This window comes from Aeribacillus sp. FSL k6-2211 (assembly GCF_037966125.1).
Lineage (GTDB): Bacteria > Bacillota > Bacilli > Bacillales > Aeribacillaceae > Aeribacillus > Aeribacillus composti.
Map to the genome: position 1 here is coordinate 3076663 of NZ_CP150190.1, position 16207 is coordinate 3092869.

General features: G+C 40.4%; 15 protein-coding genes. 3 read left to right on the forward strand and 12 right to left on the reverse strand.

Annotated features, from left to right (window positions below):
* Positions 1-26 precede the first annotated feature (26 nt).
* A protein-coding gene (locus NSU19_RS14835) for an IS3 family transposase (RefSeq protein ID WP_339197119.1) occupies positions 27-1173 on the forward strand; the annotation gives its coding sequence in 2 pieces (ribosomal slippage) (positions 27-296 and positions 298-1173; 1146 coding nt in all).
* A gap of 173 nt (positions 1174-1346) precedes the next feature.
* Here the strand turns inward: NSU19_RS14835 and NSU19_RS14840 are convergent.
* Positions 1347-1961, reverse strand: coding sequence for a hypothetical protein (locus tag NSU19_RS14840; RefSeq protein WP_339197122.1), 615 nt, complete (start codon positions 1959-1961; stop codon positions 1347-1349).
* A gap of 412 nt (positions 1962-2373) precedes the next feature.
* On the opposite strand from NSU19_RS14840, the gene NSU19_RS14845 reads away from it, so the two are divergent.
* On the forward strand, positions 2374-2469 hold the full coding sequence (locus NSU19_RS14845) for a hypothetical protein (RefSeq protein WP_339197125.1): 96 nt from the start codon (positions 2374-2376) through the stop codon (positions 2467-2469).
* 272 nt (positions 2470-2741) lie between these two features.
* Here NSU19_RS14845 and NSU19_RS14850 read toward each other — a convergent pair whose 3' ends face one another.
* The 3 genes from NSU19_RS14850 to NSU19_RS14860 form a co-directional block, all read right to left on the reverse strand.
* A complete protein-coding gene (locus NSU19_RS14850; RefSeq protein WP_339195758.1) occupies positions 2742-4115 on the reverse strand; it encodes an IS1380-like element ISGsp2 family transposase in 1374 nt (457 codons plus the stop codon).
* Positions 4116-4461: 346 nt separating this feature from the next.
* Positions 4462-4905, reverse strand: a complete 444-nt coding sequence (locus tag NSU19_RS14855; protein ID WP_063387335.1) for a YtxH domain-containing protein — start codon at positions 4903-4905, stop codon at positions 4462-4464.
* Between the two features lie 32 nt (positions 4906-4937).
* On the reverse strand, positions 4938-5369 hold the full coding sequence (locus NSU19_RS14860) for a DUF948 domain-containing protein (protein WP_063387334.1): 432 nt from the start codon (positions 5367-5369) through the stop codon (positions 4938-4940).
* Between the two features lie 197 nt (positions 5370-5566).
* Between NSU19_RS14860 and NSU19_RS14865 the strand changes: the two genes are divergently transcribed.
* A complete protein-coding gene (locus NSU19_RS14865; RefSeq protein WP_066248885.1) occupies positions 5567-6682 on the forward strand; it encodes an aminopeptidase in 1116 nt (371 codons plus the stop codon).
* Between the two features lie 699 nt (positions 6683-7381).
* On the opposite strand, the gene murC is transcribed toward NSU19_RS14865, so the two are convergent.
* The 8 genes from murC to NSU19_RS14905 all read right to left on the reverse strand — a co-directional run bounded on the left by murC (position 7382) and on the right by NSU19_RS14905 (position 16195).
* Positions 7382-8680 carry a UDP-N-acetylmuramate--L-alanine ligase gene (gene murC / locus NSU19_RS14870; RefSeq protein WP_063387332.1) on the reverse strand — a complete coding sequence of 433 codons (1299 nt, stop codon included), beginning with the start codon at positions 8678-8680 and terminating at the stop codon, positions 7382-7384.
* Positions 8681-8883: 203 nt separating this feature from the next.
* Positions 8884-11268, reverse strand: a complete 2385-nt coding sequence (locus tag NSU19_RS14875) for a DNA translocase FtsK (protein ID WP_339197129.1) — start codon at positions 11266-11268, stop codon at positions 8884-8886.
* A gap of 153 nt (positions 11269-11421) precedes the next feature.
* Complete coding sequence (locus tag NSU19_RS14880) at positions 11422-12681, reverse strand: M48 family metallopeptidase (RefSeq protein WP_066248889.1); 1260 nt, start codon at positions 12679-12681, stop codon at positions 11422-11424.
* Between the two features lie 83 nt (positions 12682-12764).
* Positions 12765-13070: an AzlD domain-containing protein gene (locus NSU19_RS14885; RefSeq protein WP_066248892.1), complete on the reverse strand. Its 306-nt coding sequence runs from the start codon at positions 13068-13070 to the stop codon at positions 12765-12767.
* On the reverse strand, positions 13063-13782 hold the full coding sequence (locus tag NSU19_RS14890; protein WP_094244637.1) for an AzlC family ABC transporter permease: 720 nt from the start codon (positions 13780-13782) through the stop codon (positions 13063-13065). Before NSU19_RS14890 ends, NSU19_RS14885 begins: the two co-directional genes overlap by 8 nt.
* Positions 13783-13800: 18 nt before the next feature.
* Positions 13801-14358, reverse strand: coding sequence for an XRE family transcriptional regulator (locus NSU19_RS14895; RefSeq protein WP_339197133.1), 558 nt, complete (start codon positions 14356-14358; stop codon positions 13801-13803).
* Between the two features lie 105 nt (positions 14359-14463).
* Positions 14464-15252 (reverse strand): ABC transporter ATP-binding protein, encoded by a 789-nt coding sequence (locus NSU19_RS14900; RefSeq protein WP_063387326.1) that lies wholly within the window; start codon positions 15250-15252, stop codon positions 14464-14466.
* Positions 15227-16195, reverse strand: a complete 969-nt coding sequence (locus NSU19_RS14905; protein WP_094244634.1) for an ABC transporter permease — start codon at positions 16193-16195, stop codon at positions 15227-15229. Before NSU19_RS14905 ends, NSU19_RS14900 begins: the two co-directional genes overlap by 26 nt.
* Between the last annotated feature and the right edge of the window lie 12 nt (positions 16196-16207).

The following is a 16207-nucleotide window of genomic DNA, read 5'->3' on the forward strand; positions in this document are numbered from 1 at the left end:
CGTGATAAATAAGTTATAATGATACCATGAAAAAAAGAAACCGATATACCGCAGAATTTAAAGCTAAGGTGGTTCTTGAGGTGTTGCGTGAAGAGCAAACCGTCAATGAAATAGCCGCCAAATATGAATTAAGCCCAGTCATGGTCAGTCGTTGGAAAGCAGAATTTCTAGAACGATCCTCGATGGTCTTTGAAAAAGGCTCAAGCGAAGTGGATAAAATCCGTAAAGAATATGAGGCCAAACAAGAAAATTTAGAGAAATTGGTAGGTCAGTTAACGGTTGAAGTTGACTGGCTGAAAAAAAAATCTGGGCTCAAATAAGTCTGTTGACGAACGAAAGGCTATGGTCGAATTCAATCACCCATCGATCAGCATCAAGCGTCAGGCACAGTTATTAGGTATTCATCGTACTAGCGTGTATCGCCAATCAAAGGGGCAAACAGAAAGCTCAGAAAACATCATGCTCATGCACGAAATGGATATGCTTTATACAGCTCATCCCTACTTTGGCTACAGGCGCATGACTGCGAAACTTCGTGAGAAAGGATTTGATGTGAATCGTAAACGCGTACGCCGTCTCATGCGCCTTATGGGTATACAAGCTATTTACCCTAAACCCAACCTTAGTAAGAGGCTACATGCCAAGTACTGCCGACCTTACCTGCTCCGTGGATTGGAGATCACCCATCCGAACCATGTGTGGGGAGTGGATATCACCTACCTTCGTATGGGACGGGGCTTTATGTATCTGTTTACCATCATCGACTGGTTCAGCCGCAAAGTGATCGATTACGAGTTATCTAGTACGCTGGAGAAAGGATTTGTCATCAACTGTCTTAAACGGGCATTGCGTCATGGTAAGCCGGCCATCATCAATAGTGACCAGGGCAGCCATTTTACAAACGCTGACTATCTCGGGCTGTTGAAAGAGTATGGCATCCAGGTATCAATGGATGGCAAAGGACGAGCAACAGACAATAGTCGTACGGAACGATTCTTTAGAGCTTTAAAGTATGAATGTATCTATCTCAATGAATTCGATAATCCTAAAGAGTTGCGAAAAGGCATTCGACGCTATGTTACGTTCTATAATACAGACCGACCTCACCAATCCTTGGACTATTTGACGCCAGCAACAGTGTACAAGCAACCTAAGATGGTTCAAGCATCCTAACCATCGAACGTGATGAGAGGCTTTATATGGAGAGACGGGCATGATAGGCTGTTTTAGCCATGCGATGTTATCTGTCCATCGCTCCAGCGCAAAAAATCGTGCCCGTAGAGGCTCCATGTCAAGCCTTTATCGCACACGCACCACATTCATAGCGAAAGGAGAGAATGGATAACTTAAATATTATCAATTTGTGTCTTGACAAAGGGGTGCATTACACTTATCCTTTTAGGTACTCCCCCAACCTGTTTAAAAAGAAGATTGAGACCATGTAAGAAGCATTCTTGATTTTCAGCTGGTAACGGTACTGCAAATCCAGCATTACTATGAGGAAACGTCATAACTAAAGCATGAATATCCACAATTTCTCCATCTTGTACAGCTTCCATTACTCCAAAGTCTACTTGAGCTTCACCCGGAGGGTGTTCTAATCTTTCATACCCTTTATCCTTTTCTTCTTGGTGAGTATTCATCCATTCAGAGATAAAGTAACAAACAGTACGATAAGAACCTTGGAAACCCATTTCCTTTAGTTCTTCAAATATTTGTTTCTTTGTTCTTCTTAATTTTTTCCTTAACTTTAAATCCTCAAACAGCCAATCTGAAACAATTACTCCCCACTTTTCCTCATACATCATCCCTTTCTTTTTAAATGATTTCTGTTTAGGGAGTTGATCTTCATCCGCATACTTCTTAGCTGTTCGCCAATTAATTCCCATTGTTCTTTGTATTTCTGAAATAGATAAACCTTTGTTATTTCTTAAATGTTTGATACAATTAATATCAGACATTGCTAGCATCCTTTCTTACCTCCACTACCAATTGCTTGACACAATTACTGTAGTGGGACTTGGGGTGACTGGCAAGTCTTTTTTTGTTTATGCACAAAAATTTAGTGCAGGACTCTGCATTTTTCCTTTGCAAAGCTCTGCACTTTTATTTTGCCATACACACTCCACTATCTCATTGATTTAGATTCTGAATTAAAAGCGTCCTATGAGCTATATCAATACGTGCAACATTGCATCAAAACCAAAGACTTTGAGCTCCTAAAGAAAACATTAGAGAATAAACAAAATATCGTTTCCAGCTATATGAAAATCGCCATCAAGACAATCAACAAATACATCAATTACGTCGAGAATACGCTAAAGTACGATTATAACAACGGCATTTTAGAAGGGGATTAATAACAAAATCAAAGTGATTAAACGCATTTCTTTCGGTTATCGATCCTTCTATCACTTTAGAAACCGAATATTCATTACCCAAAACTTAGCGAAAATAAAAACAGCTTAGGGGAACCTCGAATTTCCCCTAAGCCATCCGATTACATATTACCAAATAATGTCACTAAAATTTATTCCCTGAATCCGTGATGAATTGAAATCGACTTTGATTTTGTTGTAATTTTGATGGATTGATAATCCATAAACCCCTTTTATGCTTATGACCTATGTCATCTCTATTTCCGAAAATGGAACAAATCTCTGTTTTAGGTATACGAACCAAAAAATAGACAAAAAAGCACAGGGAGTGACGTTGGACATCAGTTCCCGAACATTCGTTCGTTATCTTACCTCTCTCCATTTCTGATAGACGTTCAGTAGGGGCTCGCTATAGCCACTCCTTCGCGTCAGTTTCATCCAGATCTGTCGTGATCGACGGACGAGTCGCCCTGCCATCGTGATCACCGTCTGAATAATCGTCTTGATGCGGCGGCGTTTCACTTTGTGGTGCAACGGATGTCTCGGATCGCTTAATAGATCTTGTCCAATCAGACGAAGAAGATTGTAAACGAAGGCTCCCATGACCAACACGAGCGCATTCGTTTTCATCTTCCCAGATGGAAGCCGCTCTAAATCTAAGTCGCTCTTCAGTTCGCTATGAAACTGTTCGCATGTCGCATGGTCATGATACAACGCGAGCACATCGCTCATTCGAACATGCTCGTATCCTTTGAGCCGCACCCAATAGCTTTCCACTTCATAATCAGGAACGAGCATCAGCTGTCCATTGCGTTCCATCGTCCGTTCCGTCACTTGGGTGACTTGAACGTACGTATACGTGTTTCCATCGATCGCTGCCTTCTGTGGAAGGCATAGCTCATAGGTTTGTACTCCTTCGCTTTGTCCATCATCGACACGTTTGCCCTTTTGCGAAGCGATCTGGAACCAAAGCGCTTTCGATTCTCGGCGTAAGTTTCGCTTGATGACAAAGTCCACGTCTTCCTTTAGGCATACGTGCACATTCGCTTCTGCATCGTTTCCTGCATCCATGCGAACAAGCAGACGAGATGAAGTCAGTTGACGAGCTCGACGGATAGCGGTGACTAAAAACGAGGGCATGTTGTCTTGCACATGTTGTTTCCCTGGACGCAACTCGGCATGAACGAGATACCCTTCCTTCCCTGCATACGCAAACAACGGTGTAAAACCGTCAAATCCTTTATACGTTCGACTGACTCCTTCTTTTTTCGTATCGGAGTTGTCAAATGGGGAACCATCTATATCAAGGGGAAGCCATGTCGTCTTTCCTTTGGTCCAACAAGGGGACAAAGTGGCATGTCGTTGAATCAACAGACGTATGGACTCCTCCCAAAGAATCGTTTCGGTCATCGGAAGACAAGCGAGCTGATCGAGTCGTTGTCGCAAGGTTGGAGAGGAAGGCACGTGCTGAATCCCCATCGATGCCGAAAAGATATCGTCCTGACGATACGCTTCGATATGATCGAAATCCGTTTTTCCTGTGGCAAGCAAGCCAATCATCGAGCGAATGACATCGCTATGGGAAATGTGCACTTCTCGACGAACCGTTGGAAGCCGAAGTGCGTTTACCCGTTTATCCAGTTTCGTTCGATGGAGTAAGTAGCCAACGAGAGCAAGCCCAGCACTTGGGGTAATCGCTTCATCTGTCAATACAAACCGAATCGGGAAATCTTTCATCACATCACCTACTTGATGAAGAATCGTCAACGTCGTTTTCCCTTATCGTATCAACGGTTTGCGACCATTGTAAAGATGTTTTGTCACGGATTCAGGGTTTATTTTATGTTATGTTTCAGTTATGGAATCGGACAATTCTTGTACATGTAAACTAAATGATTAGGGCTTTGGCAATCAGCAGCAAAAGCTTAAAATTCTTGAAAACCTTGCCGGCTGATGGACTTGTAACACTGTTTGAAAAATATTCCCCATGAAAATTTTCACGCTCTTTTCCTCTATTCGCTGCCTATTTTCCTGTAAACGAAAATCATCGGCTTGTTTGCCGATGATGATTGTCTTGCCAAACCTATGACTTTGTTTCTTTATTGTTTTCGCTTTGAAGCTCTTCATCTGAGGCTTGTGAAGTGTCAGTCAAATTTTCTGTTTTCTGACTTTGTTCGTCGTCAAGCTCGGTGTCAGCGGAATCTGAAGGATTTTCTTTTTCAGAAATTTCATTTTCATTGCTTCGTTCCTTTATTTTTTTTACCAAGCCCTCAGACTGCTCTTGGATTTTCTGTTGAATATTTTGTGATTTTTCTTTTGCCAAGCTGATAAACTGTACTCCTTTTTCATATGCTTCGCTTGTAATTTTTGATGTTTTTTCCTTCACTTTTCCCGCCTGATCATTAAAATTTTCGCGAAGCTCTTTTCCTGACTTTGGCGTAAGCAATAATGCGGAAGCTGCCCCAACAACAGCGCCTATAATAGAACCTATTATGAACCCTTTTTTATTCGTGCTTTTTTTTGACATGTTTGCGCCTCCTGTTTTTTAAGTAAAATTAATTAATCAGTTTGCTTCTTTGATCGTTTTCTCTGCTTTACTTTATCAATCAATTCCATCACAGCATTTGTCCACTGGATGGCTTGAGCAACTTTTTCTTCATTTTTTTCCAATTGTCCAGTTACACTCGCTGAAACTTTTTTCATAGACCGATTAAATTGTTGAATGGATGTTCCAATCTCTTTTACGGCATCCACCACTGAGTTGACCTTCTCAGATTTTTTCTGAATGTCTTCCGCCAATTGGTTTGTTTTATGAAGCAAATCTGTTGTTTCTTTTGTAATGCCCTCCACCTGCTTTTCAAGGCCCGCAAGCGTCCCGGCTACTTGATCGAGTGTAATGCGCAGAGATTTTAATGTTTTGGCTAAATAAACAACTAACACTGTAAAAGCTACAGCTATTAGCGCAATGCTTGCATATAATATGAATTCCAACTGCTGCACCTCCAAGTAAAACCAATAATACAATTCCCTAATTTTTCGGAATGCAAACATAAAATCTGCAATCATTTATCTATTCGACATTTTGTCAATTGAATCCTTTCGATCATATCAAAAATAGAACAAGTTTTAAATCCAATCAGGAAACGCTACAATATTATTGTATAACGAAAAAAAAGGAGGCCGGCAAGTTGAAAGATCCAAGAATCGAAAAATTGGCAAAAATTTTAATTCATTATTCATGCCAACTGCAAAAAGGCGAAAAAGTGCTTATTGAAAACTTTGGTCTTGAGAAGGAGCTTGTGATTGCTCTCATCCGCGAGGCTTACAAAGCTGGCGGGCATCCGTTTGTTTCCATTAAAGATCATCAAATAAACCGAGCTTTATTGCTTGGAGGACAAGAAGAACAATTCGAAATGATGGCTGATTTCGAAGCAAATGTCATGAAAGAAATGGACGCATACATAGGCCTCAGATCAGGCAAAAACATTAATGAATTTGCTGACGTTCCAGAAGAAAAAATGAAGCTGGAAGGCAGAACAATCGGGCAAAAGGTGCATCGTGAAATCCGCGTTCCGAAAACAAAATGGGTGGTTCTCAGATACCCGAATGAATCCATGGCACAGCTTGCAAAAATGAGCACAGAAGCGTTTGAAGACTTTTATTTTAATGTCTGCACTCTTGATTACGAAAAAATGGATAAAGCGATGGATGCGCTTGTTGAACTGATGAACAAAACTGACAAAGTACATATTAAAGGCCCTGGCACTGATTTGACTTTTTCAATCAAAGATATTCCTGCGATTAAATGTGCAGGACGCATGAATATTCCTGACGGTGAAGTATTTACAGCGCCTGTTAAAAATTCTGTGAACGGCACCATTACGTTTAATACGCCTTCTCCGTACCAAGGATTTACATTTGAAAATGTTCGGTTAACATTTAAAGACGGAAAAATCATTGATGCGTCAGCTAATGATACAAAACGATTAAACAGCATTTTGGATACAGATGAAGGAGCAAGATATATCGGTGAATTCGCAATCGGTGTCAATCCATACATCCTTCACCCGATGCAGGACATTCTGTTTGACGAAAAAATCGCTGGAAGCTTCCACTTTACGCCAGGGCAATGCTACGATGAAGCGTATAATGGCAACCATTCCAATATCCACTGGGATTTGGTCGTCATTCAGCGTCCGGAATATGGAGGCGGAGAAATTTATTTTGACGACGTATTGATCCGAAAAGACGGGCTGTTTGTCATTCCGGAATTGGAGCAGCTAAATCCTGAGAATTTAAAATAGTGCATTCTTCGCTATAAATCGAGTAGGAGGGAGCGATTAACTCCCGTCCTCTCACACCACCGTACGTACGGTTCCGTATACGGCGGTTCAATTAAGATAATTGACGCAAGTCTTTATAACTTCCGTGAATAGCTGTTCTCTTTATGCCAGTGGTCACTCCACCCTCCAAGAGATCTCCCACGGGATTCACCGCTTCCTCCCTCAAGTGAGGTACTACGTTTTCTGTGTTCATCATGACTCACTGAATGCCAAGGGCTATTCTCTCTTAATTGTTCGGTCCTTCTTAGTTGTTCTAGACCAACTAATACTATGACCTCTGCTGACTTCTGACTGTTCAGCTATCTATCACTAGATAGGTTACCAAGGTTACTTGGCGTGCCAGCCAGACCTCCCCGGGTAAGAGTGTAATCTTTCCTTCCATCCATCTGCTTCATTTACTCTGTATCACCTTCGGCAGAAAGGGCTTTGTTTTGTCTTGCAAACTCACCCAGTGATACCTAGCCTCATATGAAGTTCGTGTTCCTCAGACCGGAAGTTTGCCGCTCGCTTCCTTCAGATTCCGCGTCACCACGGACACCCTTGCGTTAAGCTAACTGCTACTTCTGCCTTCGCAGCTCGGGACTTTCACCCTATAGATTACACCCATGCCGGGCGCACAAACAAAACGACTGTAACATTTTTTGTTACAGTCGTTCTTTTTTAAACACACAGCTTTTCATAGGCATCTTGATATTTTTGAATATCTCCTGCACCCATGAATAAAATAACGCTGCTTTCATGCTTTTTCAAAACTTTAATGTTCGTCTCATCGATTAACTCTGAATGTTCAATTTGCGCCTGCAAATCTTTAATCGTGAGGTTCCCTATGTTTTCACGGGCAGAGCCAAAAATTTCGCATAAGTATACTTTGTCGGCGCTTTTTAAACTATCCGCAAACTCATTAAGAAATGACTGTGTTCTTGAAAAGGTATGAGGCTGAAAAACAGCAACAATTTCCCGGTCAGGATATTTTTGCCGCGCAGCTTCAATTGTTGCTTTTATTTCCGTAGGATGATGGGCGTAATCGTCAATCAGCACTTGTCCTCCGAAATTTTTGGCGCTGAATCTTCTTTTTACGCCTTTAAACGTTTTGACGCGCTCCTGAATAACATCAATTCCAATATTTTCGTATTGGCATAACGTAATAACCGCCAGCGCATTTAGAACGTTGTGATCCCCGAATGCAGGAATTTCAAACGTGCCGTAAAACGTATTCCGAATATATACATCAAATACAGTTCCCGTTGTGCTTTTCACCACATTTCTCGCTTGAAAATCGTTTTCCTCATGAAAACCGTAATATAATACCGGAACTTTCGCTTGTATTTCCTGTAAACGCTCATCATCTCCGCAAGCGATAATTCCTTTTTTCACTTGTAAAGCCATTTGCTGAAAGGCTGAAAAAACATCATCCAGATCACGATAATAATCAGGGTGGTCAAAATCAATGTTCGTCATAATCGCATAATCCGGATGATAGGATAGAAAATGGCGCCGGTATTCACATGCTTCAAAGACAAAATATTTGCTGTTTTGAACTCCTTTTCCCGTTCCGTCTCCAATCAAGTATGAGGTAGGAAAAGCACCTTGCATAACATGAGACAGTAAACCGGTTGTAGATGTTTTACCGTGCACGCCAGTTACTGCTATGCTTGTGAATTTGTTCATCAATTCCCCTAAAAATTTGTGATAGCGGTAAACCGGCAATTGAAGTCTCTTTGCTTCTTCAATCTCCTCGTGTGTATCTGGAAAAGCATTACCAGCTATTACAGTTAAACCAGGGTGAATGTTATTTTTCGAAAAAGGAAATATTTGAATTCCCCGTTCCTCCAAGCCTTTTTGTGTAAAAATATATTTTTCAATATCAGATCCTTGTACATTTTCATTCATATCATGAAGGATTTGAGCTAAAGCACTCATCCCTGTTCCTTTTATGCCAACAAAATGATAAGCAGTCATATAAGAACCTCCAACAATCGTCTATCTGTAAAATAATATATGACGAATGACTAGTTTTGCAACTATAATATTTATTTCCTGCAAGCTTCATAACGCAATATTGTATACTTTTAGTGTTTCCTAATTGAAAGCAACGTATATCGTTTTAAATCGGCATTGCCAAAATCAGCCCAACATTTTAATAATATCATGTTCAGTACATCTCAACTACTCTCTTTTATTGTTTTCAATTGTTCTTCTGACACTAGCACGTCTCGCGGCTTGCTTCCTTTCGGCGGGGAAATGATCCCCTGCTCCTCCATTAAATCAATCAATCTGGCCGCTCTATTATAACCGATTCGAAAACGGCGTTGAAGACTTGAAGCCGAAGCATGCCCCTGCTCTACAACAAACTCGCAGGCTTCATAAAAAAGATCATCTTCTTCTGCTTGGAAATTTGTTTTCGCAAGCAATTCCTCTTGTTTAAACAAATAATTGGGCGCCATCTGGTTTTTTACATGGTGAACGACGCGATCAATTTCATCATCAGAAACAAAAGTTCCTTGAACTCTTACCGGTTTTGCAGAACCGTTTTCTAAAAACAGCATGTCTCCTCTTCCTAGGAGTCTTTCTGCACCGGAAGTATCAAGAATCGTTCTTGAATCTATTTGCGATGATACGGAAAATGCTATTCTTGTAGGAATATTCGCCTTTATTAAACCGGTTATAACATCAACAGACGGTCTTTGTGTGGCAATTAATAAATGGATGCCGCAAGCTCTCGCTTTTTGGGCAATCCGGCAAATCGCCTCCTCCACATCGTTCGGCGAAACCATCATTAAATCAGCGAGCTCGTCAATCACAATCACGATGTACGGCAATCGTTTCTCCTTTTCCTTGTCGCCGACTCGTTCATTAAATTTCTCGATATCTCGAACGCCTACATGGGCAAATAATTCATACCTTCTTTCCATTTCATCTACCGCCCATTTCAGTGCAGCAGTAGCTGCTTTTACATCCGTAATAACAGGGCTGACGAGATGAGGTATGCGGTTATACGGTGCAAGCTCCACCATTTTTGGATCAATGAGGAGCATTTTCACATCATTTGGAGTTGCTTTATAGAGCAGGCTGACTAAAATCGTATTGATACAAACGCTTTTTCCTGACCCTGTAGCTCCCGCAATCAAACCATGCGGCATTTTTTTCAAATCCGTCACAATCGGCTCCCCTGAAATGCTGAGGCCCAGAGCAACCGTTAACGGAGAGCGGTTGGCTTGAAAAGCTTTCGACCGTAAAATCTCTCTTAAAAAAACCGTTTTGCTTTTCCGGTTTGGCACCTCAATCCCTATTGTGTTTTTCCCCGGTATCGGAGCCTCAATCCGGATGTCTTTTGCAGACAAGCTTAATTTAATATCGTCTATCAAGTTAGTTATCTTGCTCACTTTTACGCCGGGTTCAGGGTGAACCTCAAACCTCGTGACGGAAGGTCCTTGTGACACATTGACCACTTTTGCATTGACATGAAAATTTTGCAGCGTAAGATCGAGCAAATTCTTTTGCTTTTCTATCCACTGATCATCCGCTTCTTCCTCAAACGGCTGAACGTTCAGGAGGGTGAGCGGCGGAAACAAATAATTTTGCCGTTTTTCCTTTACTTCAAGCTTTCGTTTATCTTGCCCAAACATAATGACATTATATGGAATAATTGTCTTTTCGTTTTGATTTGATGAAAGCTTTCCTCTGGAAACAGGCTTTCGTCTGTCATCAGACTTTTTCTCTAAATGCTTTGGATCCGCTTCCTGTTTTAGGCTCGTCTCCTGTTTTGGACCCTCCTCCTGATTTAGATCTGTTCCTTGTTTTAGATCTGTCTCCTGTTTTAGATTCGTCCCTTGTTTTAGAATTGTCTCTTGTTTTAGATGCGTCTCTTGCTTTGATTCCATCTCCAGCTTTGAAGCCTCGACCGATTGAGCTTTCTCAGCTTCCCGCTGTTTATCCTCCGAAGGCGGTGCTGTTATTTCAAAATATGAATCCTCAGCTTCGTGATCTTGTGTTTTTGATATTTCTTTTTCATAATCGTTTTCATATTTTATCATTTCATTTATTTCTATTTCTTCTGCTGCAGCAAACTCCCTTTGCACTTCTTTTTGTTTTTCCAGATCATTGATGAAAATATCATGTACGTCTATGTCCGTCTGTTGCTGATATTGCTCTTCAATTTTTTTGAAAAATAAATCATCTCTATTCCTTGGTCCAAATCCAAAAATCGGTGAAGGGATTTCCGTTGGCTGAAAAGATTTTCTTTCCTTTTGTGCGCCTTGTGCACTATTCAGTCGAGACTGCTTGCGTTCAGAAGATGTTTTTGCTTTTGATTTTGCCGCATCCGCTGGGCGTCTCGTTTCTCGCAATGTTTCTTCATCGGATATTAGCGGAAACCGAAAGTTTCCTTTCGGATATTGATATGTAACTCTAGCTTGCATCTCTAATCTATCGTCAGTTAATGATTGATCTTTTATTTTTTCAGTAGAATTGTTTTTATCTATCTTTCTTTCATATTCTTCTTCCTGATTATCGAAAAACAACCGCAACAGTTTTGACAACCAGCTCATCTATGATCACTCTTTCATTCATACTAATCTCATCCTATATTTTATCAATAAAAATACTTTTTGGAAGTTTAAAAAGCAATGACAAACATTAATATTATATTGCTAAAATCACAGATTTAAAAATAAATAAGACTCCCTGTATAAACAAGGAGTTTATTCTTTATTTTTTATATTTTCGATATACATTATTCGTTCAATCAGAGGCGGATGATCGTAACGTAAAAATTTCACTATTTTCGGCGGATTTATTTCGCTGCGGCTAAATTTCGCCAAATGTTGAAATGTTTTTACAGCTGCTTCCTCGTTTTTTGTCATTTCAATTGCATATAAATCCGCCTGTTTCTCTTGATACCTTGATACTATGCCGGATATAGGGCTTGAAGCGAACGATAACATCCCCAGCAGCAAAAGAAATAGAGGAAGCGACGACAATTCACGTATAGATTGAATGTTCAGCCTTTTTCCCCATCGATTTGTACAAAAAATCATTAACCGATGAATGATATATAAACCTGCCAAGGAAAGAAGCAAATACCCGGCTATTCCGATATAGATGTGCTTCATCACATAATGTCCCATCTCATGAGCCATAATGAATAATATTTCATCTTCGCTTAATTTATTTAACGTCGTATCCCACAAAACGATTCTCGAATTTGATCCTATTCCTGTCACATAGGCGTTCAACGCATTTGTTTTGGAGGACATATCCACTTCATACACATGCTCCGCGGGAATATCTGCTTTGGAAGCTAGCTGTAAAATTTCTTCCTCCAGCTTTTTATTTTTCAACGGGTAAAAATCGTTGTACAGCGGATCAATGATTACCGGCTGAATAAACATTATAAACAATGTGAATGGTATCGATGCAAACCATGCCCAAAGCCACCAGCGCTTTTCAAATTTTCGAATAATGATGTATAGAAACGTGACGACAACCGCCATTAAAACATAATTCACAAGAAAATCGGTCACTTCATCCTTCAGCCACGAGTTCAACGTCTGGGTCGAGATTTGAAAATCCTTTGACAGTTTATAGTTCAGCCAGCTGACAGGTAATGTTAGTAAAGTGACAAGCAATGACAGCCAAAAATAGTATAAAGCTGTTTGGACTATAAAGAAACGGGATGCTGTTTCCGCCCATTGCTGAAATGTTTTTGAAATCCCAAAGCTTAGCACAATAAAAAAGATGATCCACTCTAACGGAATGGATATGAAAAATAACAAATTTTTCAATTGTGAATAATTTTCTGACATCTGCAGCTCCTCTGTCGTTAAAAACGTTTTCGGATCAGCAGCAGTACCTTCAATTCCCTTCGGCAGCTCATAACCCGTCCAGAAGAATAAATAGAAGTATAAAACCAAACCGTAAACTGCATATAATAAAATGATCGTTAGAAGACTCTTTTTCAAGCCGAATACCCCCTTGAGCTTAACTCCCTCCTTTAGTAGTTTAGATAAAAAAACATCGTAATAGAACTGCTTTTCCAAAATATTTAGAAAAAGAAGCTGTAAAAAGATAAAACGGCAATTGAACACATAACTACAAAAAAGACGTTGGCTCCGAAATAAGCAGCAATGAACGCTGTAAATGCACCGACTGCTCCAAACAGGAAATCCTCGTGAATAAAAAAGACCGAGGGCACGATCAATGCACCTAATGTTGCATATGGTACATTTTTTAATACATTTTGCCAAAATGGAGGGAGATGTAATTGACTGAAGATAACAAAAGGAAGCATTCGCGGTATGTATGTCACAACGCCCATTCCGATAATCAACCAAAATATTTGGCTATTCATCTTGCTGCACCTCTAATTTTCTAAAGATACATTCCACAACAACGGAGGAAAATAAGGACGACAATGCAATAGACCAGCCTATAGACAGCCGTCCGGTCGTCAATAAAACGGAATTTATCACTGCAGATAATAAAGCTAGTACGATAATTTTCCGATGTTTTTTTAATGAAGGAACCAATAAGCCGATGAATAGGGCATATAGAGCAATTCCCATGCTTTCCTGTAAGAAAGCGGGCAAATTTTCTCCAACTATATAACCGATTCCAGAATTGATCACCCAGCTGCTATATGCCATCAAGCATAGTCCAAACATATATGGTGCTGTGACCATTTCCTGTCTGACAGCCGCAACTGCATATGTTTCATCTGTTACACCAAAGCCGTACAGAGCTTTTATCCATATGGAGTCTTTCTCCACTTTCTCATTTAATGATGCTGACATAAGGAAATGGCGGATGTTTACAATGAAAGTTGTCATAATAATTTCCCAAGCACCAACATGCGCAGCAATTAGGCTTAATGACATATATTGAGCCGCTCCTGCAAAAACGATTGCACTCATCATCACCGTTTCCGCAATCGAAAGTCCCGTTCTTTCAGCAAGAAGGCCGAAAGCGATGGCAACGGGGAAATAGCCGATGGCAATGCTGATTCCTGCTTGAATGCCTTGGATTAATTCCGATTTATATTTTGCCAATGCTGTCGAATGCAATCGGAATCACCTCCATTTCTAGTTTTCCGGATAATAAATGATCACATAATATTTAACTTTTTGATCCGTTATATTTTTATAATCATGCTTTTTGTCCGCTGCAAATCGGATCGCTTCCCCTTCGCGAACAACATAAGAACATCCATCAATTACAATTTCTAAAGCTCCCTTTTGAATGAACAAAATTTCTTGCACCCCATACGCATGTTCATCCGATTGATGGACATGTCCAGGCTCTAAATGTGCTTCAAACACCTCAAACGGCTTGCCGATTTCAAACGTAAACATCGGGTATACTTTATACTTTTCATCATCATCAGATATAGCCGGTATGTTTGATAAAGATATTTTTTGAACGCTTGGCGCCTCCTCCTTCATCAAAGCGGAAAATGATACATGAAGTCCGTTCGCTATTTTCCACAGTGTGGAGACAGTCGGATTCGCTTCCCCCCTTTCAATTTGTGCAAGGATCGCTTTGGAAACGCCTGTCTTTTCAGACACCTTGTCGAGGCTTAGCGCCATCCTTTTTCGGATTTTACAAAAATTTTCCCCAATAATTTGCTGAATCGGCTTCATGTTTTCCTCCTTTTTTATGTTTTGTTTATTATATCATACATTTGTTTTATATATTGAACAAAATTGCATTTAAAAACCTCTCCCCTGAATGGAAAGAGGTAAATATCAGCTTAAGAGCACCCGGTCAGATACTGCATCTTGAATTTTGGCAAATTCGTCCATTAATTTCGGAATGGTCAGTTTTACTTTTTCTTCAGCAGATGCCTCAAAAATGATTTTTCCGCGATTCATCATCAGCAATCTGTTTCCTAGATCAATCGCCTGCTGCATATTATGTGTAATCATAATCGTTGTTAAATTATATTCTTCAATAAATTTTTTCGTAAGCGACAGGACGACCTCTGCGCGTGCGGGATCTAATGCGGCTGTATGCTCATCAAGCAATAATATTTTCGGTTTCGTAAATGTTGCCATCAAAAGCGACAACGCCTGTCTTTCCCCGCCTGACAGCAATCCTACTTTCGCATTTAAACGGTTTTCTAATCCAAGCCCTAAAAGCGACAGCTGCTCCTTAAAATAATTTTTCCGCTTATTCGTTACACCTCTGGCCAAAGTTCGTTTATGAACACGGCCGTAAGCGATCGCCAAATTTTCTTCAATGGTCAACGTCGGCGATGTGCCTGACAACGGATTTTGAAACACTCTGCCGATATATTTTGATCGTTTATGCTCAGGAAGTGTTGTTATATTTACGCCGTCAAGCCAGACTTCCCCCTCATCGGGAAACAGCTTTCCAGCTATGATGTTCAGCAAAGTCGATTTCCCTGCGCCGTTGCTGCCAATAATCGTAATAAAATCGCCTTTTTCGACCTCTAAATGAATTCCATCTAAGGCGATTTTTTCATCCAATGACCCTTCGTTAAACACTTTATGAATGTGTTTTAGCTGAAGCAACTTGTTCCCCCCGCTTTCTTGCCAATTTTCTTTTTTTCTCACGCCGTTTTTCAAAATATCGCGGGATGATTAACGCCAAAATGACGATACAAGCTGTAATTAATTTTATATCGCCTGTTTCAAAAAAGTTAAATCTAAATGCAAAGGCGACTATGAAACGATAAATGACAGCACCGATTATAACAGCTAAGGTAGCCCGAACAATCGTCTTGCTGCCGACAATTGCCTCTCCAATAATAACGGAAGCAAGCCCGATCACAATCATTCCAATTCCCATATTGGCATCGCTGAAGCCATTATATTGGGCGACAAGCGCACCTGACAAAGCAACCAAACCATTTGACAATCCTAATCCTAATACTTTAAGAAAGTTTGTATTCGCCGAAAAACTTTTAATCATTTCTTCGTTATCTCCGACAGCTCTTATAGCAAGTCCGATTTCCGTTTTTAAGAAGTAATCAAGGATGAGCTTTAAAAAAGCGACCAATAACACCATTGAAATGATGACTGACCATGTGGTCGGGGAAAAAGAAATGACGCTCTTAACGGCTTGATCGATCGGTGCCAGCGCATCGGCCAGCTTTGAGAAAAGCGTTTCCTCCTGTAAAAGCGAAACATTCGATTTTCCCATAATTCGCAAATTAATGGAATAAAGAGCGATCATCATTAATATACCGGATAACAACGGATTAATTTTCCCATACGAATGCAAAATTCCCGTTAAGATCCCAGCTAGAAAGCCGACAATCATTCCGGCAATCGTCGCCATAACAGGATGAGCTCCGTCTATGATCATGACGGCTGCGACGGCAGCTCCAGTAACGAAGCTACCGTCAACCGTTAAATCTGGAAAATCTAATATTCTAAAAGATAAATAGACTCCGAGAGCCATTATTGCGTAAATAAGTCCCGCCTCAAGTGAGCCATATACTGCTGTCAGCATGTAAACACCCTT

Coding starts and splice junctions, on each gene's coding strand:
- NSU19_RS14905 (WP_094244634.1), bottom strand. CDS start 16,195: ATGCTGACAGCAGTATATGGCTCACTTGAGGCGGGACTTATTTACGCA.
- NSU19_RS14895 (WP_339197133.1), bottom strand. CDS start 14,358: ATGAAGCCGATTCAGCAAATTATTGGGGAAAATTTTTGTAAAATCCGA.
- NSU19_RS14840 (WP_339197122.1), bottom strand. CDS start 1,961: ATGTCTGATATTAATTGTATCAAACATTTAAGAAATAACAAAGGTTTA.
- murC (WP_063387332.1), bottom strand. CDS start 8,680: ATGACTGCTTATCATTTTGTTGGCATAAAAGGAACAGGGATGAGTGCT.
- NSU19_RS14850 (WP_339195758.1), bottom strand. CDS start 4,115: ATGAAAGATTTCCCGATTCGGTTTGTATTGACAGATGAAGCGATTACC.
- NSU19_RS14855 (WP_063387335.1), bottom strand. CDS start 4,905: ATGTCAAAAAAAAGCACGAATAAAAAAGGGTTCATAATAGGTTCTATT.
- NSU19_RS14875 (WP_339197129.1), bottom strand. CDS start 11,268: ATGAGCTGGTTGTCAAAACTGTTGCGGTTGTTTTTCGATAATCAGGAA.
- NSU19_RS14885 (WP_066248892.1), bottom strand. CDS start 13,070: ATGAATAGCCAAATATTTTGGTTGATTATCGGAATGGGCGTTGTGACA.